Source organism: Vibrio spartinae, assembly GCF_024347135.1.
GTDB lineage: Bacteria > Pseudomonadota > Gammaproteobacteria > Enterobacterales > Vibrionaceae > Vibrio > Vibrio spartinae.
Map to the genome: position 1 here is coordinate 3,862,240 of NZ_AP024907.1, position 23,768 is coordinate 3,886,007.

Below are 23,768 nucleotides of genomic sequence, written 5' to 3' on the forward strand. Positions count from 1 at the left end.
CCACTAACGTTGTCGTTTATCGATTGATATATTTATTAAATAACGCCCTTGCACCGTATATCGGGCCAACACCGATAATCGCATAGATACTTTTCACCAGCACTTGGCAAATAAACATACTCCATAAGACCGTCGGACTGAGGATATGGCTGAATGCCAGATAGATGAAAATCGCACTATCGATTAACGACGCAAAGAATGTACTGAAAAAGACCCGCACGACCAATCGTCGGCCATTGGTCAGTTGTTTGATTTTCTGCAACAGATACGCATTCACGTTTTCCGAAACAAAGTAAGCAATCATTGAAGCCAGAAAAACTGAGTTGATACTATGAATAATCGATTGATAACTCTCATTAACCACTTGCCAGTCGCTGATTGTCGGTGCGTAACCAGAGAGATTGAGCATCAATAGCAGAAAAGCATTAGTCACAGTAGACAACAGAATCGCAGCCCGGGCCATGCGTAGCCCATAAAATTCATTGAGGATATCGACCAGAATAAAAGAGATTGGATATAAGAAAATCGCAAAAGGGACGATAAAACCAGAGTTGGCAATCTCAATCGGCTTCACACCGGTGATGTTTGACAAGATAAAAACAGCCGAAAGTATCGTGGCGATGATGGCAAATGTAATCCAGTACGATTCTTTGCGATCTTGGATATCGTAAGCACCTTGAAAGCCTTCGGCACTGTATAACTTGCGACAAATTTCTTTGGTCTCTATCGAGCTCAGGTCTTCGGCCACCGTACTGTTAAATATTTCAGTCAGTGGAATGGATAATTGTTTGCCGGTCGCCAGTACCATGACATTCGCGACATGTTCCGGATGGCGACTGAACCCAATTAATTTATACTTTCTATTCTGCATGTAACCTTTCCTCCCTGACGCATCCAATTAATATTTCACCATCTCTGAGTACATAATTTTCAGATTCAATTTTTAAAGAATTTCTGGATGTTAAAATAACAAGATCATCAATATCATTATGCTTAAACCGTTCAATCACCAGTAATGAACCCACCTGATATCGATGTGTAAATGGCGTTGTAATATTCAAACCGATCATATTGGATTCATCCGAGAAATAATACGTCGTCGGATGAACAACAATTAACTCACCAATATATTTATCTAGTGAAGCAATGAGCTCTTTTTCATTAACAATCGGGATACACAACGGATTTTTATTGCCGTCCGGAGAGATTAATTGATTGCGGTACTCAATGGCTTCCAGATTACTCTCTTCGATGACCCGACACGTCGTGCCAAAGAAACTCGCAATCTTCTCAACCGTTTGAGTCTGAATTCGATCGACTTTACCGTCCAGAATATTGTAAATGGTCGTTCTGGTTATTCCCGTGCGTTCAGAAAAGGATTTCTTACTTTCGTTACGACTTTTCATCGCATAAGAAATATTACTTTTAATATTATCTATTTTTTCTTGTTTACTTAATTTCATGTACCGCCCAACCATACGCCGTATCATAGAGATCAATAAATCGATACCTATTCAAAGCGAAACAAATTGCGTGATCTAGATCAACATTAAACAACCAAATATTGAACATTTTTGGCTACGTTCTGTAAAATAACTAAAAGATTCCGTTTTTAAAATGATAAACAGCAAATTTACGACTATTGGTTAACTTTTAAATTTATGATCAGTAGTCTTCAAAATCAATATAATATTAATTGTAAATTGCTAATTACATAAATATCAACAATCGGTGGTTAGGGTAATATTATGGGCACAATGTCAGAACTAAAAGAAAATGAAAGCGGTGTGGATGATGTCTTATTCTGGTGCCACGTCGTTAGCCAGTGCAGCGTTCCAACGTCAGGAGAACTTTCGCCGGCTGAAAAAGATGCACTACACCGAGCCATCATGGCACTGCATACAACCACAACACTCTATACCAATAGTGTCACTGAGACCGCAGTGTCTGAAGTCATTTGAGTCTGTTGACTGGCATATTTGAGTCTGTTGACTGGCATAGAAGCACCGTTGTTGACGCTTTGTGAACCGGATTGCAGTCGAGTTTAGCAATCACCATGATTGCACCACAATTCCTACCAATAAAACGGCTTGGTCACGCACTTTCCCTCATACCAGTCGTGTCATTTCTCATTACCAGCGTTCTATGTTTCACCAATATTGGCGGCCAGTCGTTCTTTGTGACAGAGCCGCGTTGGTCTGTCGGTGTGCATGCTCGACGAGCAAACTAACCGAGGCGGTTGAGACGCACCACCGGAATATCTTTTCTAATCAAAGCACGGCTATTAATGGCTTTCATCGTCGTACCGTTAAGGTAGGACGCCTGATGAGCATAATAACTGTTCAGCGGATGATTATAGGTTTGGGGCGCTCTGGGGGGCAGGCCAATCAAGGTGTCTTGCCGGGCGTTGCTCTTTTGAGATTGAATCGTCAGCACATCGCCAATTTTCAACACCATCGGATCAGCATGATACTGAGGATTTAAATCTAATAGCGCTTTGGCTGACAAGCCATAACGCACCGCTATCTCAAGCCAGCTCTCTCGTCGGTTGGTCCCGGGAATCCGCTGCACGGTATGGAGTGTATCTGCTGCGTTTTTTTGTGTATTCTCAACATGCTGCTCCAACGGCCGCAGGACAACCGGCTCACGCGTGATCTCTAGTAAAGCCTGAAGATCTAATCTGACAGCATGTTTGTCCAGCCACGTTTCATTCAAAGCATCCAGTTGAGCTCTTGTGATCGGTTTCTTCAGGTAAAGCAGATGCTGATTATGCACATCCCGGCAACCCATCTTCCAGAACACCAGCAACGCATCATGGGCACAAGGACAACCTCGCGCCTGATTGAGTTTTTCATGCCGCGATAACGTGGCATAGAAACTCCCCGAACCACCCGGCATCAGATGGTATTCCTGCACCAACCGGGCCTGATGAAAATGGTAAATATATCCTTCGGTTGGCAGCCCCAGATGGTCACCAACCTGAATTGCCGGCTGGACCGGTATAAATGCCTCGCGCACAAAACCGGAACCAATCGGCTTGACCTGAATCGGATGCGGAACACTAATCCCCAAAGGACTGAGGTCATTAAAAGCCATAATCCGTTTCGGGTCGTTATAAGCGGTATAGTAAGTATAACGGGTGCCATATTCTGTCGAATATTGATTCTGCGGGCTGGTCGTCAGCTCAACCTCCTGCCCTCTCAGGGCAAACCCATAGCGAAGCATTGCACGACGGGATTCATCCGAACAGGCGATTTCCAAATGATATTCGAACCTGACATTCGGGATCTGATCCGGACGTTCCGGAAGCGTCGGTGCTGCACAGTGAGAAGAGGTTGAAAAGGAAGACTGAGAATAGTTCGATTCTGCAAGGATATCGGCACTGATTTTTGACTGAATCATACGGGTTCACTGACGTTTCTTATTGATGAATACGGGACTATTTTAACCAACGCGAATGAAACGCTACAAGGTGCTTATTCTACACAAAAACAGACCGATGTGTATGCAATGCTCAATTGCAATTTAAAAACCTTGAACCAATGTAGCGATTCTGCGCACTTTCTATTAAACGTATCAATCATAACGTCAATACGAGAAATTAAGTCAAGGTAAAGCAAAATGACAATAGCACAATGTGAAAAGATTACCGGTTCAGGACATCCCGCGTCCTGAACCAGAAAACAACGCCATTTGCACCGGTGAAGAGAACTGACGCAGCATCGCATGCATAATCGTCTCAAAATCCCCTTGTGAAATTTCGAACAGACCATAGCGAAACTTCGCTCCCCAGGAACGGCTTCCATCGTGAAAGTGCAAGGCGGGTAACAGCGGGTAAATATCCGTCGGATAAGCATCGAACCACTGCACATTCCGGCGATATGGAAGAAACCCGTTCCCCATATCAACCTGATATGGCTGTCCTTCCCGAATTCTCCCTATCGCCGTAAACGCCTGACATTTTTCCGGGTAACCAAAACGTTGCTTCGGTGAATAGTACACCACACCATCTCCGGGAGAGAGCCGTTTGAGCGGAGCCGACTTACCATGACAAACCTGCATGATTCCCCATTCACGGCCATTCCTGACATGATCGGCCGAAGCGACCGCAATCCAGTAACGAGTCATTTGCCAACCGCATACCGGATCCGATGACCATCCGGGTCTGTGACTGTGAATGCCGTCGCAAAATCCATCACGGCGGGTTCCTGAAGAATAGGAAACTCATTCAGCAAACAATGTTGATGCATTTGCTGGAAGGCATCCTGATCTTCCACAAACAGACACAACTCTCCCTGATTCTTTGATGGCAATGCTGAACCTGGGGTTATTGTCGGTATAACCGCACTTTGTTTCCAGATACCGAAAGTTAAACCATCATGTACCAGATACAAAACAAACTCACCGGAAGCTTGAACCGGATGACATCCAAACAGCGCACTGTAAAACACCTGACTTTTTTCTATATCCGCTACGTAGAAAACAACTGTACTTCTTAAAACTGACATCACATCACTCCTGCTCTTTATAAGTTACAAATAGCTTACTCAGGCATGTTGTCAGTTTTTGTCAGTAGTGTTTGGGTCTATAGAATTTTGATCAATCGGGCTGTTTTCAATAGCGAGTTTGTTTATCAGCCACCCCCTGAGTTGCCTGCCATGCTTTTACTAAGTCTCGCTGACGACGGGGATAACGCTGTGTCGTATCATGGAAAGTCCGAATACGATCAACCCGGAAATGGCGGAATGCCTGCCGATTCTCACACCAAGCAACTAACATATAACAAGCTTCAAAAAATCCCAGCAACACCGGCCAAAGTCGGCGAATTGTCAGGTTGCCCTGTTGGTCGACATATTCAATTTCAATAATGGACTCCTGACGTATCGCCTGACGTATCAGGGCTAAATCCACCAGTAACGGGGGCTTTTCCAGACCGGGGCCAACCCGGAACGTTTCCCGCTCCAATTGCCATTTCAGCGTATCGGGTAAGATCGCCGAAATCTTCGCAATCGCATGTCGCGCCGCCTGAGTCATGGCTGAATCATCCTGATGGGTTACCCATTCAGCTCCCAGTAACAGAGCTTCCAACTCTTCGTAACTGAACATCAGCGGCGGCAACATAAAATTCGGCTTGAGGAGATAACCTAGGCCAGCCTCTCCTTCAATTTCAGCCCCCTGAGACTGTAAAGTCGCGATATCCCGGTAAATCGTCCGGACACTGACGTTCAGTTCATCTGCCAGTGTCGCAGCAGCAACCGGATATTTATGGCAACGGAGTAATTGCAGCAAGTCAAACAGACGTTGGGTTCGGGACATAACGGGATTATTTTCCTGAATATGGGAACAAGGGGATAAAAGTAATTCTAACTGATTCTCTGACCCACTGTCATTGCCGGGAGACATAGTACAGATAACGTTCGACACCTATCCTCTGGCGCATATGGCACTGATATCCCTGAAATCGGAAAAATTCATTGTGCGTCATATTCATGCCGGGATTCGGGAGGATTGGTAGAACGGTTTTGTTTGGAACGGATCTGTACCCGAAGAATCCCATATCAAGCAAAAACTTGTTCCGATCTCAAACCTACTGCCTCTAAAACTTCGTCACCCATTTGAGTTTTTTATCGCCGACGGGATGACCTTCGTTTTCCAGATTACAGAACTTATCAATCGTAAATTCTGGACTTAATCCCCCCGTATGAGCAACGGGATGTTTGTTATGTGTGGTCACATCAAAAGTCGTCGCGTCTGTCGCACCAATTTTTCTCACCTGCCGTGAATTAAAGTCTTGCAGACCTTCAATACTGGCATTGATTTTCACGTGATATTCACCAACTTTCGCGGTTGCCGTCACAGCAGTGCCACGCATTTCTGTTTTCAACTGGACCGGAAATGTTTTCTTATCCCATGTCACATTAAAGTCCAGCCACTCAGATGCAGAATATGTGACGAAACCATTCGCAGCTTCTGCATCAGCAATCCCATAGGGAAGAAAGCCACTCAGAGTCTCCAGACTTTCACCAACAGCCTCTTTGTATTTCCCCCAGATTTCCTCTGCATTCAAACTAAGAATCGAGTCCCATTTCAGATAATCATCCATCATCAGGTAAGAAGCCCGGTTGGGCTGACCCACCGTATTCACCCGATCAACAATGAATTTATCTCCACTGCCACCATGTAGTGCCGCACCATGAGCCCCCTCATCATCACGAATCCCGGCGACATATCGCTTAAACTTGTGAAACCAGTCTGCCGTATCCGACAATTCCGAATGTGTCTTTCCTTTAAGTTCAGCGTCATAAAATGCATTCAGTTCATTGAGTTGGTATAGGTTATTGTCATTATGAATATCCACAGCGATCAGAGCCAGATTGTCTCGTACCAATTTCTTGTTTGATTTCGTCTTCGCCCAATTGACCGCAGTCCCCATATCTTCAACTGTTCTTTGTACAATACCGGATGTGTTATTTCCGGACTGCGCTGCAGTCATTGAAGGAGCAGAATACTGCATTGCTGATCCGCTCCGTTCCTGCTTTTGCTGGATGACCGGCGATGCAGATCCTCGGTTATCTTCAAGTGCCGTACGGCGCGCTTGACGCCGAGCCGATTGCTGTTGTGACACATCCCGCCCATGTTTAAGGTTCATCCGATACATCACTATTTCCTTCTTTGTTTAGTTTCCGGAAGCCGCTCAATACTTCGATTCCAGTTCCTTAATCATGTTGTAGAGTGTTCTGACCACATACAGGTTGTTATCAGACCCTTTATCAATGGTTGATATTTCTTCCGACATTTTATGGGCAGTTTCACCATAGACTTCCAAATCATTCTCTTTTTTCTTCGCGGAATGACTGATTTTCTGATAAAGCGTTTCTTCCATCTCTATCAGTTCTCGGGCTTTTTGTTCAAGAAAATCAACTTTCTGATCTTCCGTTGTGAATTTCTCCCATTTCGTCAACCACCCCTGAGTGCGGTCCATGCCATACGAGACCCGTTTGGCTCCGGGATGTAAATTCTCGTTCATCAGGACATTGTGGTATTCCAGTAGCAAGGTCGTGGTATTGTCCCCATTAAATCCTGACACGGTATTCTGCTTATGGTGCCCCAGTTCATGCAGAAGATTGCGTTCATAGTTCACCATTTTGGCAGTGATAAACACGGCCCCCAGATGGTGATTATAAGCAGCACCACCAGCCAGACTCAGGAGATCCTGAGCCGTTGCTTCTTCATATTCGGATTCCTGGCCTGTACCGTACTGAGCCGACGTCATTGATAAATCCAACTCTTCTGCGCTGAATCCGATCACATGTCCCGGGGGATAATCCTTAAACTTGGTATTCGCCATCACTTTAGGTGGAACTTCAACAATTTTATGACCGGAATCTGGGAGTCCTAATCGTTGGCAGGCAGCCCGAACAACAGCCGGATCGATGACTCGCTGGATCACTGAAGTCGATAATTGCAAGGGGCCTCTTGTCTGATAAACCGATATCTGTGACGTGTTTGGTTCTATCGGGTATCTTTGTAAGGCTATTGCTCCCATCTGATCAGCTTCATGCTCCAGAACCGGACTATCATTCACCGCAACATGACCGACCGAAGTGGTTGCCTGAACCTGCCCTTTCGCCTGCTGAACCACATGCCCCAGCTCGTGAGGAAGATGTTTCTCCTGCCCGGAAGCAAGATGGATTTCACTGCCCTGCGCATAAGCGTGTGCCTGAACAGTTGCCGGTTTATCAGAGTTATAGTGCACTCTGACGTGATCCAGACTCATCCCGGATAAGTTTTCCATGCCCGATTTCAACTGATCCGGCAAACCAGTATGGTTCGGTTGCTGCTGAATGACCGGCGTTGCAGATTGCCGGTTATCCGCCAGTATTGCCCGACTCTGCCGCTGCGCCGCCTGTTGCCGGGACAGCGTCGGTTTGGATTTCAGTTCTGCGTGCGTCATACAACCTCCTGCTCAGTTGAGCTTGATGGTTTTATTATCTTTGAGAAATTCCTGCCGGATGCTATTGAGCAATTCATCCCGCCGGACGACCCTTGCTCCGCGACGAATCGCTTGGAGCGCACACTGGCGAAGAATATTGACGATCTGCCCGCCGGTGACTTCAAACTCTGCGGCAATGTGCTGTAACTGAATCTCCGGACTCAGCTCACAGACATTGTCAAAAGCATTGCGCCATAGCTGTAAGCGCTCTTCCGAGCCGGGGATGGCAAACTGGATCATACTTTGGAAACGGCGGGTAAAGGCTTCATCCATATTGGCTTTAAGATTGGTTGCCAGAATCACCGTCCCGGGGAAATCTTCAATACGCTGCAACAGATAACCCGTTTGCTGATTGGCATGACGATCATTCGATGAGGTCGCCTCAGTGCGCTTACCAAACAACGCATCCGCTTCATCAAAGAACAGAATCCAGTCTTTATAGCTGGCTGCATCAAAGACTTTGGCAAGGTTTTTCTCGGTTTCACCGATATATTTGGAAACCACCATCGACAAATCGACCCGATAGACCGCTCTTCCGGTCGATTGACCCAACAATGCTGCCGTCAGGGTTTTTCCGGTTCCGGGCGGGCCGAAGAACACAGCACGAAACCCCGGTTTGACCTTCTGATCGAGATGCCACTCATGCATCAGCGTGGCACCATAAGCCAGCCATGCGCGGATCTCTTCAACCTGATTCATCACCCGATAATCAAGCACTAAATCTTCCCATTGCAGCGGTGTTTCCAGAATATGAGCCGGGAAGCTCGTACTCAGCTCCGGGCGAATCTGCTCACCGGTGATCAGATAATTGAGCCACGATTCACTGGCTTTAAAAACCCCGGCCCAGTCAGGCAAAGCCGGATCGACAGGGAGCAGTTCAGTGACCTGTTCGGCCATCAATCGGTGATGCGGTGAAAGAATATACATCACTTCCAGTCGCCACTGCGGGTCATTGGCTGTCACTAAAAAGTTCAGCGTCTGACCGGTCGGGATAAAGCCACTGAATGCTTTGTCCGTGATACCGCCAAACTCACTGAATCCCCGCTCAATCATTTGGTTCATGCCAAACAGAATATCCAGCACTTCCGGGCGAATCGCAGGTGCCAGCGCTAAATCAAGCGCCAGACGCTCAAAGGTGTTCAGCTCCCATTCCAGCATCAAATTGGCAAACAGGCTGTCATTTTGTTCAAGCGATGGCGGTGGAATCTCTAACCAGTGATTTTCATACCCATCCTGTTTGAGGTAGCTACAAATCACTTGATTGATAACCATAGAGAGCCACTCCATCTCCCGATAGAGTGCATTTAAGTTACGTTCCGGCGGGATAATCATCATCCCCTCCTTCGTTGTTGAGACGCTATAATCGAGACCCGTCGTGACCATCATCGCCACGATAACCCCCTGAATACACCAATATCACTCGGTCATATTCAGGGACAGCGGCATCGCGTCTCAACCCGATTATGCAGCGAAAGCGGCTGCTTTGGCTGCATCCAAACCAGCTTGCAGTGAATTGAGTTTGGTCGTTGCCCGCGCCAGCTCAGCCTGCGCATATTCCAACTGAGTCTCAGCCATATTACTGGCCTCAAGTGCTTGCTGATAATCACTGACTGCCTGATGATAGGCCTTCTGAATCAGGGTCAATAACGCAGTATCCTGCTGACTTTGAATAATAGTTTTGAGCCGGGCAATTTTCATCTCAGACTGCATAGAAATATTAGCCAACACAGTTTTGACCTGCTGATACGCTTTTTTGGCCTGCACCACATCCGCACGAGATTTCACGAGGTTTTGCTGCACTTCAGAAGCGGCCTCATCATCTTTGGCATCTTCGAGTTGTGCCGTCAGATTGGCGTGATTTTCTTCCACATCGAGCATATGGCTGAGTCGGGATTGTGTCTGTTGCTGGACATTCTGTAGCTGAGTCATCAGTGTTTCTACACTTTGTAATGCTGCCGAAGCACGATCAAACAGCGTATGACTCTGAGCATGATCGATATCACCACCGGTCAGAAGTGATTCAAGATCGACGGACTGTTGCAGTTCAAGGTCTGAAATTGAATAGGATTCACTGGCAAAAGAGACCGTTGCATAACAACTCTGCAAGGCGGTCAGTGTCGTCGCAATGGCTTGATTTGCATCTGCTGTCGCCTGCCCGAGCATGCTGACCAACTCATTTGGTATGGCCTTGTTAACCGATTTCTGCCGATTCACGAAATCGGTCAGTTTTTCAATCACATCAACCGAGAAGATCAACTGATTCACCAACTGGGCAACCTGCTGAGAGGTCTCTGTCACTTCTGATTTGGCAGTTCCGGTTTGCTGATTGACGACTTTAGAGTATTGCTTCAGCTCCTCCACCTGAGACACCACCAGTTTAATTTGGTTAAACTGACCCAATGCGGTATTTTTCTTCGCTTCAGCATCTGTAAGTAGCTGAGCAAAATGGCTCTGTTTATCGGTAAGCGAGTTGACGACAGCATTCATCTCATCAATCTGATATTGCACATTGGCAACCTGACTGGTCAATGACTCAATCTCAAAATTCTTCTGCTCAGCGATACCAACTTTCATTGTTGTTTGCATAAATAATTCTCCAGATTATTGATTATTCCTGCTCATCATCGGCTTCGTTTTTTTTAGCGGAACGACGTGTTTTCTTTTCTTCACTGTCATCTTTATCCGTCACTTGTGCTGTCGATGCTGAGGGTTGTAGCTGCCCCAGATGATCTTCACTAGGAATAATTATGACGGGATCAGTATCCAGTGCGGAAAGTGATGACGCATAGCATCCCTGATCCACACCAGACGCTGGTGTAGTGAGCACAACGGGGATATAGGATGCGCCCGCAATCAGTGGATTACCGAAGTTATCAGTCATGTCATCAGGCACTGCAGCGGCCATCCTGTGGACACGTTTCCCGCTTTTCACCTTGCTGGATTCGATATGAGCCAGTTGATAGTTGGCACTGGATACCTGCATCGCAATTGACTGATTAAAATAGAAATTCAGTGCACTGCACCCGGCTTCCGGTGGCAAAGGTGCGACCATCAATCCGCCGGTCGAAGGTTGGTAGGCGGGTAACAACATGACACGGAACTCGGGTTCATACTTCCCTTTGCTGCCCGTCACCATGAACAGGATTTGCCGGGAGTCATCATCAAAGCTGATTTTTTGTGCAACAGGTAGCTTGGTCAGTAATGTCACCGCCGGAGAAGCACTTGAGAGTACATTACTGTATGAACCGATATATTTCTGATACGTCAAATCCAGTACAACATACATATACACCAGATAATCGCGTCCCAGTTGCAGAGGTTTTCCGGAAAAATCTAAGCAGGAATCGCCGTATTTAAGGGTAGTCTGATAATGCCCTTGATCGTCTGGCGTTACCTCGGTAAACCGATCTTTCTGGTATTCGGCAAAGGTTGATTCAACCTGATCCTGTTTGATGCTGGACTTTTTATCAGCACTGACGACGAAGACAAAATAATGTTGTGCGGGATCCCGTAATGTACTGCCGTCGGTCTTACCTAACTGTGTAGCGCATTGCTCCGGCAGTTGAGTGAATGCCGATGTAAATGGCTGGAAACTCACCGTGATCTGCTGATCCCCTTGGGCAACCGCAGTCAGATTAAAGTTCAGAGTGTCATTGCTGTCCTGAACGGTTCCATCGATCGCACTTTCCGCCGACTGTGCATCTTCCAGTGCACCTTCTGCTTTTTTCTCGGTTTGACTGGCGGTGAATAGAGCCTCCTGATCCGCAACTCTGGCAGACGACAGCGATTTGAACTGAGTCTGAGCAGCTGCCAGCAGTTTTTCCAGCTCCGACTTCGAACGGGTCGCGCTCGACTCCAGCTCTTTTGCAATAACTTCAGAGCTGGAAGACGACGCTTCCATCGCCTTCTGAGATGCATATTCGGCCTGATTGGCCGTTTCCCGGATAAAAGCGTTGGCCTCCAGTGTCTTTTTGTAAATATCTGTACCGTAGCAGGCAGCAGCGGCAATATTCAGAGCACTACCGATATCACCCGCCAGTTTGGCAACGGCGGTCGCCGCCGTCTGAACATTGGTTGCAGCCGTCGCACTATTGCTCACGGTTGTGGCAACATTGCTCTGAATCAGGTGAGTCGATTCAACCAGATTGTTCATCAGATTATCGTTTTTCACCCCTTGTTGATTGCTCAACCGGACAGCTTCCAACTGTTCACTGGTAGATTCCAGATTATCGAACGCTGTCAGTTGTGCTCCTTGCGCATAATACAGACTGTACTGTGCGCCCCGCCGCTGAGATGCCAGCTTTTGTTGCTGGGCATACAAAGCATCAAGAGATGTCCCTACCACTTCTTGCAAGTTTTCCTGATACGAATTCATAAGTTCACCTTACCCTTCGTCGGTTAATTGGTGATTCACAATTCACAGTACAAACGACCAACCCGAAGGTTAAGTTGGCCAGGTGACGTAAATCGGTTTCTTCATCCAAGGTAACCTGATGATCGAATAAGACAGCGGCGCTCGTGCAATCAACATATCGTAAGGCCGTTTTTCAACGATCAAGTCCCAGTGGTCCTGTGATTCAGTCAGGGTGCCGTTCCTGACCAGCCAGTTACCGCGAAAACCGTCAATGGACGTTTTCCCGATTGCTGGCCAATAGTCGATCACCGCCTCAATCAGGCTGTGAACGATGTCTGTTTCCTCCGTTGAAAGAGAGACACTGGTTTCAACCGGTTCAGAAGATGGCAAGCCGCATAACACTTTATTGAGTAACAGGTAAGGCTCTGCGGTTTCCTGAGCACCGGTCGCTAAAAATTGTAAGCAGTGGACCGCTCGCCGCTGCATTGCAAAAGTCACAAACTGGTTGTCTTGTGTCAGCTGCAACCGTTCGAAAAATGCGGGAATAAAACTCTGGAGCAATACCAAACCGGCATTGAATAGTGCCATGGGAACTGTATGGCATGATGCTTGATGTGGGTCGTCTGCAAGCCCCCATCGGCCAATCTCATTCCGGGAGTCCGGCCGTAAGGTGTCAATTGAGATTTCACGCTCGTTCGGAGCACAGCTCGAAGCCGATATTGCCTCAGACGATATGGTTTGACGCGCCGTCGCACGCTGAAGTATACGAATGAACGTTTGAATCGACGGTGCCAATGTATGTGTCGTCACAAGACCCGGACGGGATAACTGCTGTACTAGTAACGCGGGCAAAACCGTTCCGACCTGTAATATCTTTCCGAATAGCGCTGCAACCAACGCATCAGGGGTCAGGTTTTGCCAGTGCTGACGCAGCCAGTTCTCTACAACACAACTCAGCAAATGCTGCTGTCGCTCTGCAAACGACATCTGCGGCAAATTCAATTGCAATACCAGTCGTTCCAATATCTGAATGGTCTCAATCTCAGCCTGAAGTGACAGCGGCGAACGTGCCATGACGTCCAGTAGTGATGCTAACGACAGATGAATCAATAGCCGATGATAGACAATTGAAATGCGCATCAGTGGCATGATCTGCTGCCGGAATGAGTCCGGATAGAAATAGAGCCAATCCAATAACGCCTGCTGCCAGTCAACCGGAGGTCTGTCATGTGTTTGGGACGGATTCTGCCCTGATTTCAACCATTGCAGCACCCGAGCACGCCACTGCGGTTGTTGCAGATATTGTCCGCGTTGATCCTGATACCAGGCAGAAATATCATCAGGTTGGTGAGTTGAATCGATACTCTCACCTGTTGGTGCCGGAGATAGTGGTAACAACACGGAGGTCGCCGCAACAGTGGGATGAATCATCGGCAGTGGCGGGGCAACAAACTCAGCATCATGATGAACCGGATTGAGTTGTGCAAGAATCGCGACCCAATCCAGAACACCTGATGAGTCAACCGATTGCTGTAACCGAAGACGCGAGGCAAGCACTGACCAGCGAACATTGTGTCGTTGTGCCCAATGTTGTAATGACGCGGCAACCCAGCCAGACACCTTGAGCCTAAATCCCCTCACACGGTGATGCAAATGCCGGTAGGCCCGCAACTCCTTGAGCCAAATCGCCCAACAACTCCGAGCAAGACTCTCCTTCAGATCGGATGGATAGCTCCCACCGATTCCCGCGACACTATCAGCCAGCTTCCGTAACCATTGCTGCCAATCAGCCGATCGCTGTAACGCTGTCGGTAATAATGGTGCCAACGCCTGTTGCCCTGCTGAAGTCCGGGCAAATTTCATCAAGTATCCGACTGCATCAGGGTGTTGCTGAAGAACAGTCCATATCTGCTCCGAAGAGGAGATTTGCGATAAGGGGACCGTTCCATCGGATAAAGTAAAGACTTCAGGCCGCCATCGTGCAGCAGCAGCGACCATCTCAGCACAGACCGACACGCTGGCCACCGCCGCACATAAATGTGCAAGAGCTTCATGCCACACCTGAAAATCCTGACCGGTTTCACGCTGTAATGCTGAAAAAAAACGGTCCTGCCAGCGAGATATCGGCGTCGGATATGTCAACGGATTGAATAAGGCTTGGACCATCAGGGTCGCCAGCCAATGCATCGGATCAGCAGCAGGAATCCGGGGTAATCCCCCCTGTGTTTGCCACCGCTGCAGCATAGCCAGCAACAGGAAGGCTGACGCTCCTGCTTGCGGTGATAGTGTGACCAGCAGTGCGCGAAGTTCACTCAGGCTCAGGTGACCACGCGCTGCCAGTGAATGCACCCAAAACTGACTGAGCGCCTTGGCTGGACGTGCCTGCCACTGCTGTTGCCGGAACAGGTATTGGAAATGCTGGTGACACGTTTCCGGGCGTAGATGTAAGATAACAATCAGTCTCCGGATAGGATCAATATCAAGCCCGGTCGCATCATCCGCTTGAACGCGGAACCACGCTGCGGCGCTTTGCTGATTGAGCGCTGCACGTTGTAGTTCCTGAAGAATCGCCAGCAACTCAAAGTGATGAGGCGCCAATTGCCACTGCACCGACGTCTTCACTAACATTGTCAGTAGCAACACATAGTCGAGATGATACTGACGACTCAACCCGACCAGCGTGGTATGCACCAATTGACGACGATTGAAGTAACTGCCACTACTTGCCAGCAGATAATCCAGTAAAATCCGCCAGATCAACAATGGGTCAAGCCGCTGTGCCCGAAGCATTGTTTGGGTATGCCGGACATGCGTCTGAATAAAAAGCTGATCGCCCGGTGCAATGATCGCGACGAGTGTGTACAACTGTTCGTGACTCAGTTGCTGGAGTAAAAACAGCCGAACCTCTTCGCGCCGCCCTGCCTCACGAATGATCCGGGCAGTCCGACTCGCATCCTGCCCGGCTAAGCGGACAAACAACTCATTGAAGTAAACCGGTCGTATCGCTTGCTGATAGAGGCGCTCGCGACTGTGCAGCATCTGTTGTAGCCGTTGCCACAAGTCCGGTTCAGTCACAACAACGGCATTGGCCGGCCGCTGCTGCTGCTGTTCCAACATCCCCAAAACCTGTAAAAACTGCGGTGCCATCAGCCCCTGTGACAACATCTGACGAGCGATATCACTGAGACGATGTAACAGCGTGGAGAAATCTAGCTGCTCATGCTGTGCCATCTGAAATAATGTCGAGCGAACAAATTGCAGCGTATTAAACAGTGTTCCCCGCTCCACCAGCAGGTGGGTCAGAATCCAGTACCAAATATTGGATTTCAGCGTCCGCGAATGCATACCGCCCGAAGGTTGTTGTTGCTCACTCAAAGCGAGATGATCGGCATAACGGAGAATGAATTCCGAATGCCACGGTTCTAATAGCTGAATGGTTACTCGGATCCGAGGTTCACCCCACTGCCAGACGATTCTGCGTCGGACTGCGGCTGATGCCCCAACCTGACGCAACAGATCAGCCACAGCCTGGGGTTGCTGCTCAAAGAGCTGCTCAACCATAGTCATCGGATGACTCAAGCGCGGTGTCCACCATGGGGACGTCCCGTGCAATAAGAACCACCGAAGTTGAGCAAGTGTCGAAACATGTAAATCGACAATCCGTAAACTTTGCCCACTGTCCATATACGACCCGGAACGATGCCGACGGAACAACTGTATCAGCGCATCTTCCAACGCATCTCTGACTCGCTGTGGGAGTTGCCGATCCAAATCCTGTAATGACAGGGTTCCCAGATCCAGTTCCAGTCGCTCGATTTGCCAAATCTGGGCAGCCGGACAATAACGCTCAAAACTCTGACTCAGAATACCGGGGAGCGCCTGATTACTCCACTGACTCAATGCATTCTGCAACGCGACGGCATGTTCCCGGTCATCAAACTGCGTTTGCCATTGGCAGCAGGCAACCATGTGCTCATGTCTCATCATAAGGCACCTCTCGCATCACTGAAATCGCCCGCAACAATGCGGCCTGACAGTCGGATTGCTTCATATTTGCCGGAGCCAATGCATTACACAGTGACGTATTGGTCTGATGGATCTGACGGTTATACCATCGACAGTAGCAGGCTATCAGTGCTGACATTTGCTGATAGTTGCCCTGACGCCACTGTAACCGAATGTGTGCGGGCCAATGAAACTGAACCATCTCGGCAAGAAAAGTCTGAAACTGATGTTGTTGCGTGAGTACGACATAATCGGGAAATGCTAACGTCGCACACAACCCTTCGGCCTCATTTGCTGGGATTGCATCTTCTGCATTTTCTGCATCTTCTGCACCGCTCGTTCCGCTGTCTGCCTGCTTCCCTGCTGTCTGTTCGCTTTTCGTCACACTTTCATTCACAGACGGATCGGGCGGTAACGGATCAGATTGCAACAAGGTTTGCTCAACCAGTACGAATCCACGCCGGACCCGCCCGAGCCAGTCCAACTGGTCAATATATTGCTGTAACTGTATTTGCCCGAAGTCGCCTTCTGCATACGGTAATATCAACACCGGTTGTGTCCCGATTTGCACCACCAGTGCATCGGTTTGTCTGAGGACGGAAATATCACGCAGTGTCTCCGCCATATCTGCGGCTGTGTTTTGGGTTGGGAATCGCTCCCCGTCTTTAGGGTTAGCAGCCAGCCAGCGGAGAAACTCGGGCACCAGTTTCAGCCGAAGCAGTGCAGTCGCGAGTGTTTGCAGATGGCGGGCAATGCCTAACAAAATGGCACATTTGAGTTCAAATACGGAAAAATCGGCATAATCCTGATCGGTCAGCTTCACAAACTGATCCAATGCGCTGGCATCTAAAACACCATCTCTCATCAAAGCCTTGTATTGTGTCCGCTCGCTCTCCAGCAGTTGTTGATTGCCATCTTGCAATGGCAATGACGCAGCGATAGCCTGACAACGCTTCACCACCTGATCATGATGAATGTCCTGCTCGGTTTGTCCCTGCTTTGCGAGTATGGTCCGCAAATGGGCGATCCGGGCCTGAGCCATCGTGGCAACCAAGGTTTTTTGATCGATAAATCCTCGCCGATAAATTCCCCTCAGCAGTGGGGCCAATGCATTCGAATAGCGGGATACCATGAGCTGACGATAAGCTTGTGTCTCTAACCGATAGCGTCCCGGTGTCGTTAACGGCTGAGCTTGTGAGAAGTCTCCCGCCAGATTACGCCGATAAGAAAGTGCCTGTAAATTTTGCAGCCAGATCCCTTTGATGATAATCCGGGTTTTCAAATGCCCCCCGAACCACTGGCAGCCATCGATAATTTCATCATAGCGATCAGCCGGTTCACCGTGGCGGGCGAGCAAATGACTCAACATAGCATCGCGCCGCTGTTCTGCCTCTTCTTGTGTTTCAGTGCACTGATTGAGCCCGTAGGCATACGTATTGAATGGATCGCGCCGAAAACGTTGCCAGACGAGTTTCTCGCGTTGTTTGGGCTCATCCGGGTCATCGGGATAAAAATATTGGTAGCGGTTTTTTCCCTGCAATAGCGCTTGAACATCCGGCACATCATAGAGTGGCTGATAGAAATAACTGCGAACGAACGACTGACTGGGTATCGCCATGAGACGCGGATCGGCACAATTTTGAGCATAACGCTGAATCAAGGTGTTTTCTGCGGTCGCTCCACTGCCAAAACTAAAAGAAAACAGGTGGCCGAGGTTGGCCAACTGAGAAAATTGATTTGCCATTACCTGATCGAATAGCAGCAGATAACCTTTCAGCTGACGAGCCTGAGCCACCCGAAAATCCGACATATCGGACTGCAATGAGTTCGCTCCCACACCATAATTGGCCGGAAAAGTATGTTGGATCGAATAATAACTTTCGATATTCCGATAACGCCCTTGGGGCAACGGAGGAGCAATATCAACGCCCGCATCAACAGGGCTGGCCTGATGCTGCGCATGTAACCGGGTCAGAAAACGGCTCCGCTCCCATTTTGTAGCAACATTCAGTGAGACCTGACGACTCTGTATCTGAAAGTCATCACTGAGTACAATGGCAGCGACCTTGTCAGCAGCCACGGCTATCGACTGATGCGACGGTTGATCACGAAAAGCCAGCTGTACCACAACCGCGACCCCAGACACCTCACTGATGCGTGACATCAAATCGATCAACCGGACTTCCTGTCGTTTTTCACCGAGTCTGCTTTTAGCCCCTTCCCCCGCAGATTGCTTCTCATGACAGTTCCAGCCATGTTGCAATAAAGGGCCGTTGAAAATGGTATCAGCTTCATAACCGTCCTTGGCTAGTTGCTGATACCCCTGTTGCCGGAACGGAGGACTGACATAATCAGCCAAAGCTAAATCGATTTGCCCAGCGACCAGATGCGGATCTGCATCGGGCGCCAGTAGAATCTGTCCGGAAAGCGCAATCACCTGAGGTTGTAGTAATACCGGCAATAAAAAATATTCGCCCAGATTGCGGTGTTGATTGAGTAAACGGTGCACCGATTGAATCAATATATCCGCAGCCATCTTTTCAGTTGAACGATTCGGGGCTGATGACCCTGTTTCAGAAGCACGGCTTTCTACGTCATTGTTTTCTGCTGTCTCTTTTTTAACCACAGTGGTCGATTCGTGTTTGACATAAACCTCAACCTGATACAAACCTGTGGATTGACCGGCAATGAGCAGCGGTGTCAGATAGAGATTCTCGATACAATCAACCCGATCCAGAACTAGCTTGCGGTAATCATCAATAGTCACCGGAGCCGTCGTTAGAATTTCCTCCGCTCGGAAGAACTGCTGCGCATAGTCGATCTGGCCGTCAGACTGAGTTAATACATCCACCACTGGAAAACTGTTGACATACCCCAGTTCGGTCAGGGCATAACAGAGCTGTTCCAGAATCGTCACGCCCGGATCACTGTCATTGAAGTTACTCCAAATGTGACCGACCTGTGATTTCAGTTGCCGGATGCCCTCCTGCTTCAAAAAAGTAAAATCTTGCTGTGGCGGCAGCGCTCCGGCAGAGATGCTGTTTTCCTGAACCAAGTATTGCAATGCTGACGACTGTAAACGGGTCTCATTCATCAGTAAGCCTCCGTCAACTGGTTCTGTGCGATGTCGGACGATTGACTCTCTGGAGAGCCAGCACGGGTGAGCCGAAAGGTATGCTTGAATGACGAAACAAAAATGCGATCCGGTGCTGAGGGCATCAGCCTTTCCGGACCAGACTTATCCGCACTTGTCATCGCCTCAGCACGCTCTGAATGTGGTTTCTCTGCTGTATCGCTTAATGTCAGTTGCAGCGATGGCACGGCAACAATTCCATCAAATGTTGCCAGAAACCGCGTCACTGCCGTACAGCTTAAGCCATCACCAAGCTGATATTGCTGCTGTTCTGCATCAATCCACGGTGACAGATAGAGATTCATCCCTTCATGCAGTGCATTCAACAAATCACTGGCATTGGTCGTCTCGCGGATCACCACCGTTGCAACCACTGACACCGGCTCATACTGGAGGTTTGTCACTCGAACCTGAGTCATCGCTGATGTTCTTTGGGTCAGACTTACAATGATTTGTTGAATTTGGTCACGCGGGACAACAGGCCGAAATGCATGAACGACTCGCGCCGACGGATATGACTGGACAACCCCTAAATGAATACAACCTGAAGCCTTTTCCTGAAGATGGCGGACATGAAACAAGGACGGATATATCTGTTTGGTCAGTAAGATATAATCCCAACCCGCAACCGCACGATCTTTGGTTTTCAGTCGTTGACTCACACGCTCCCGGAATACCGGTTCAGACTCTTGCGCCCGTCCCCCGAAGGAAGCAAAAGGCTGAACCACACCGGCCAATGCTGGATTTTTGACTGCCGGCGCACTGATTTTCCCGGCAGCTAAAGCCGGGGGGGATCCCACAGGTAGCGTTATCGGTGCCTGCCGGATCACCTCGATGCCCTGTGTATTGCAATAAACACAGGCGACCCGACGCGCTGAAGCCTGTGTCATCAATAACCAGGCACATCCTTGGGTTATCGGGTCAACTTGCTCTGTTGCATCACTGGCTGTTTTGCCCTCTGCTTGAGGAAATTGAGGTGGGTTCAAAACCACGTTTTGCGGTAAATCGATCTGTACCAAGCCGGAACGAGTCAGTCCACAGGTTTGATCCAACAAGACCGACAGCGCCTCCCAACCATTGTCCCCCCAATAATATAAACTCACTTCACTTCGCTGTGGTTCACGAGATTGCGACTCACGACTGAGATCCTGAGCCAATTCAATCAGCAAGTTTACCCGGCATGGTCGTACAACGTCGGTCAACTGAATATACAGACTATTGGCCGGACGGCTGACACCACTGTAGAGCGCCAGCCCCTGAGACGTTCTCTCTGGACTCGGAACTGGTTGCAATCTCACATGGCGCAGATCAAGGCTCGGATGCGCCTGACCGGACTGACAACAAAAATAGGGATACGTTGCCAGTGCCCCGATATGTAGCAACGTCAGTGTCCCATGCCCTTGTTCTTTGTCGGCTGGCGCTGCTGGGTCGGTAAAATCGAATGATTGTGTGGCCTGATAACTTAATGTCGCCTGTTGTGCCTTCACCCCCCATGGTAAGGGGGGGAGCGGTTGTACCTTGCCCAACGATTTCATCCCGACCAAATGTCCCAATCCGCGCAGAATTTTCACAACCGGACCGAGTAACCCGGCCCCGTTCATGAGCACCTTTGCGTTCTCTAAACTGGTCGCAGACACCAGCTGCGCATAAATTGCATGACCGAATCCATCGGCTGGGGCGATCAGGGTCATGCGTAGCTGAGGTTGTCCGGTGAGCGGCGACTCAAGACATCGCTGCGGTTCGGAAAAAGAGAATTGATAGTGGGTTCCCAAGGCATTCTCTGCAACCGTTTTGCGTTTATGCCTCCCCCACTGCTGCGCAAATAAACCATCGTGTTGCTGCACGATCGGCTGAGGAGGAGAAGGTTGTCGGTGCCACAAACGTTGCCACCAATGCCGATTCGGTGACGAGGGCTGCGCATCGGTTGCTTCATCGTTATCGGAGACAGCCGAGATCTGTGCTGACGCAGGCTGCCAGCCATTGGCCGTATAGACTTGCCACGCGATCCGAAAAGCGGTGTTACACCATGTCTGTTTCGCGCCGCCCTGATGGTAGAGGAAGGCGTTATATGCTGAAAAATAAACACTAAAATCAGCTGGTATGTTCTCCCACGATAATGTCAAATCAAGCTGAGTGAGCGGCTTATCGACAATTTCCGCATCACGAATATAACAGTGACTACCGACCTCCGGGATAGCCCCGAGAATCGGCATCGGCTTGCCCGGCACTAACGGACCGTTATCACTGAGCAGAGAGAACGAATCACTCTGCGTCACGGAGACCTGCATATCGAGGGTCAACAAACGGGGAACCGAGCGTAAATCGAGAGACTCCGGGAGCATCATCCGACAATAAGGCAGAATGGCCTCATAACCGCCCGGAGGCTGACTAAAAGCTTCAACCGCAGGCTCGTCAGATTGCAATGTGATCGTCAATCGGAGCTGATGTCCGGTCTCCCCTTGTGTCCACCGGACATCGGGAGCCTGAAACCATCCCTTTTTACCACTGAACCAACTCGTTGCTCCCTGCCACGATTCGGCATTGACGGGCTGATCGAGTGAGAAAGTTATCGTCAGCACCCGAATACCGCTTTTCAATACCAACATCGGGCTTGCCAGCACAAATCCCTGTTGAACCGTTTGGGTTGGTTGTCCGCCAAACCAATCACAGGCCAATACTTGTTGGGTACTATCGTGCCGAATCTTGCGAGTATCGGGTAATTGTTCGAGATATTGCCGCCGGCTGACTGAATCGTGTTGCTGTGTCTCATTTGACGGAAGCTCATCGCCCACCAGACGATAACTGCTGCTGAACAGTTGTCCCAGTTGTGCCGTATTCACCTCACAGGGACGAATTGATGCAAACAGAATTGGCGTATTATCTGCATAACGTCCCCCAGTGAATCGGGTTCCGGCCGGTAATGTCAGGCTGGTATGCCCCGGTGCCAACGTCAGGCAAAGGTAGGCCCGATCCGGCAGCACACCTCTCGCCTGCTGGTGCAAAATATCCCGATAGTAGAATTGCAGATGTTGCTGACTGTACTGATTCAAGCCCTGTTGGGAAAACATCAGTAAGCGATGGAATGCCATCAGCAGTGCCGTATCCGGAAAATCACAGGGTTGCTCACTCAACTGTTCAAAGGCCTGACGGGCTGAAGTAATCACTTGCACGTAGCAGGAAAAAACCTGTTGATAGAGCTGCTCCAGCAAATCCATTGCTTCAGGCACGGAGCCAAATTGTGTATTAATGCCGGCAGACGATTTCCATAAAGGTAACCAATGACGAAAGGCTTGCGCAGCCATCGGTGTCACACATGACTTCATCGTGGCTGCCAGATAATTTTGGGCCGCAACACGCTGCGACAATGCCGGTGCAAGTGAATACCGAATTTTCTGTTCGAGAAACTGACGCAGATGATAATCCTTTTCCCCCGCCGACATCACGGTCATCCAGCCTTCGAGTGACTCAAACATTTTATCCAACAGACTCAACAACTGACAGACCGTGTTCCGCACGCGTTCAGGCCAATCGGGCGATGCTGATGCACCAACGCCTTCCGGTTGCGACATCTGCTGTCTGATCAAATGAAAAGACGGCTGAACACGACTGAAATGAGCATCGAGCTGCTGATAGGAGGTTTTACTGATCACGGCCAACAAAATCACGGGGTCTTTGAGAACAAAAGCACGCCAGTTACCAGCCGGCTGATTGTGCTCATCGTAGAACACAATTAGCTCTGCAAGTGAGGCGATAAAGGCCAGCCGATCCCTAAGATTCCGGTCATCAACCAGAATACGATTGGGGTCAAGTCTGGCACTGATATCACGTAACAGTGCATCGGTATCAACGTGGCTCTGCACCGTTCGGTCCCACCGTTAAATTAGTTCCTTCGAGTAAGGAAAACGGAAAAACATGATTATGCCGGGTATTGGTTTGGCGGATGGTGTAATCCACCTGAATCACGACCAGTTCATCGGATTCCGCCAGATAGAGCACCTCAACTTGATCGACATGGATTCTCGGCTCATCGTGGAGCAGTGTTTGTCTGACGGACAGAGCAATCTCATCCTTCAGTGTCGCATCACGGTTACGAAACAGGAAATGATGCAAATCACTCCCAAAGTCAGGCAGTAGACTGCGTTCTCCCCGATAAGTCTGTAACACCAAATTAATCGACTGATTAATATTGGCTTCACTCTCATTCATCATCACCTGATGGTTGCCGGCAGAAAACGCAGGGGGAAACTGCCATCCACGCCCGAGAAACTGATTCTTGTCCATGA

Annotated in this window: 16 protein-coding genes; 1 reads left to right on the plus strand and 15 read right to left on the minus strand. The window is 49.0% G+C overall.

Annotated elements, in window-relative coordinates:
• Positions 1-16: 16 nt before the first annotated feature.
• Entirely contained in the window at positions 17-871 is an 855-nt protein-coding gene (locus OCU60_RS17185) for a queuosine precursor transporter (RefSeq protein WP_074374658.1), read from the minus strand.
• On the minus strand, positions 861-1,463 hold the full coding sequence (locus OCU60_RS17190; RefSeq protein ID WP_074374765.1) for a helix-turn-helix domain-containing protein: 603 nt from the start codon (positions 1,461-1,463) through the stop codon (positions 861-863). The genes OCU60_RS17185 and OCU60_RS17190 overlap by 11 nt, the downstream gene beginning before the upstream one ends.
• Positions 1,464-1,748: 285 nt before the next feature.
• Between OCU60_RS17190 and OCU60_RS17195 the strand changes: the two genes are divergently transcribed.
• Positions 1,749-1,961 carry a hypothetical protein gene (locus tag OCU60_RS17195; protein ID WP_074374657.1) on the plus strand — a complete coding sequence of 71 codons (213 nt, stop codon included), beginning with the start codon at positions 1,749-1,751 and terminating at the stop codon, positions 1,959-1,961.
• A gap of 265 nt (positions 1,962-2,226) precedes the next feature.
• Here the strand turns inward: OCU60_RS17195 and OCU60_RS17200 are convergent, their stop codons facing one another.
• From OCU60_RS17200 to OCU60_RS17260, 13 genes are all read right to left on the minus strand, one after another.
• Complete coding sequence (locus OCU60_RS17200; RefSeq protein WP_074374656.1) at positions 2,227-3,402, minus strand: MIX and LysM peptidoglycan-binding domain-containing protein; 1,176 nt, start codon at positions 3,400-3,402, stop codon at positions 2,227-2,229.
• A gap of 252 nt (positions 3,403-3,654) precedes the next feature.
• A complete protein-coding gene (locus tag OCU60_RS17205) occupies positions 3,655-4,128 on the minus strand; it encodes an EVE domain-containing protein (RefSeq protein WP_074374655.1) in 474 nt (157 codons plus the stop codon).
• On the minus strand, positions 4,125-4,508 hold the full coding sequence (locus OCU60_RS17210) for a VOC family protein (RefSeq protein ID WP_074374654.1): 384 nt from the start codon (positions 4,506-4,508) through the stop codon (positions 4,125-4,127). The genes OCU60_RS17205 and OCU60_RS17210 overlap by 4 nt, the downstream gene beginning before the upstream one ends.
• A gap of 106 nt (positions 4,509-4,614) precedes the next feature.
• Positions 4,615-5,316 carry a helix-turn-helix transcriptional regulator gene (locus OCU60_RS17215; protein ID WP_074374764.1) on the minus strand — a complete coding sequence of 234 codons (702 nt, stop codon included), beginning with the start codon at positions 5,314-5,316 and terminating at the stop codon, positions 4,615-4,617.
• A 280-nt stretch (positions 5,317-5,596) separates the two neighbouring features.
• On the minus strand, positions 5,597-6,658 hold the full coding sequence (locus OCU60_RS17220) for a hypothetical protein (RefSeq protein WP_074374653.1): 1,062 nt from the start codon (positions 6,656-6,658) through the stop codon (positions 5,597-5,599).
• A gap of 36 nt (positions 6,659-6,694) precedes the next feature.
• Entirely contained in the window at positions 6,695-7,954 is a 1,260-nt protein-coding gene (locus OCU60_RS17225) for an eCIS core domain-containing protein (protein ID WP_074374652.1), read from the minus strand.
• Between the two features lie 12 nt (positions 7,955-7,966).
• Positions 7,967-9,328 carry an ATP-binding protein gene (locus tag OCU60_RS17230; RefSeq protein WP_083602757.1) on the minus strand — a complete coding sequence of 454 codons (1,362 nt, stop codon included), beginning with the start codon at positions 9,326-9,328 and terminating at the stop codon, positions 7,967-7,969.
• Between the two features lie 126 nt (positions 9,329-9,454).
• Positions 9,455-10,579 carry a hypothetical protein gene (locus OCU60_RS17235; RefSeq protein ID WP_074374650.1) on the minus strand — a complete coding sequence of 375 codons (1,125 nt, stop codon included), beginning with the start codon at positions 10,577-10,579 and terminating at the stop codon, positions 9,455-9,457.
• Positions 10,580-10,601: 22 nt separating this feature from the next.
• On the minus strand, positions 10,602-12,368 hold the full coding sequence (locus tag OCU60_RS17240) for a hypothetical protein (RefSeq protein ID WP_074374649.1): 1,767 nt from the start codon (positions 12,366-12,368) through the stop codon (positions 10,602-10,604).
• Positions 12,369-12,437: 69 nt separating this feature from the next.
• A complete protein-coding gene (locus tag OCU60_RS17245; protein ID WP_139302156.1) occupies positions 12,438-16,334 on the minus strand; it encodes a contractile injection system tape measure protein in 3,897 nt (1,298 codons plus the stop codon).
• The gene (locus OCU60_RS17250) at positions 16,321-19,446 is read right to left on the minus strand and encodes a hypothetical protein (RefSeq protein ID WP_074374647.1); all 3,126 of its coding nucleotides are present in this window, start codon (positions 19,444-19,446) and stop codon (positions 16,321-16,323) included. Before OCU60_RS17250 ends, OCU60_RS17245 begins: the two co-directional genes overlap by 14 nt.
• Positions 19,446-23,345: a baseplate J/gp47 family protein gene (locus tag OCU60_RS17255; RefSeq protein WP_074374646.1), complete on the minus strand. Its 3,900-nt coding sequence runs from the start codon at positions 23,343-23,345 to the stop codon at positions 19,446-19,448. The genes OCU60_RS17250 and OCU60_RS17255 overlap by 1 nt, the downstream gene beginning before the upstream one ends.
• Positions 23,329-23,766: a GPW/gp25 family protein gene (locus OCU60_RS17260; RefSeq protein WP_074374645.1), complete on the minus strand. Its 438-nt coding sequence runs from the start codon at positions 23,764-23,766 to the stop codon at positions 23,329-23,331. Before OCU60_RS17260 ends, OCU60_RS17255 begins: the two co-directional genes overlap by 17 nt.
• Positions 23,767-23,768 lie beyond the last annotated feature (2 nt).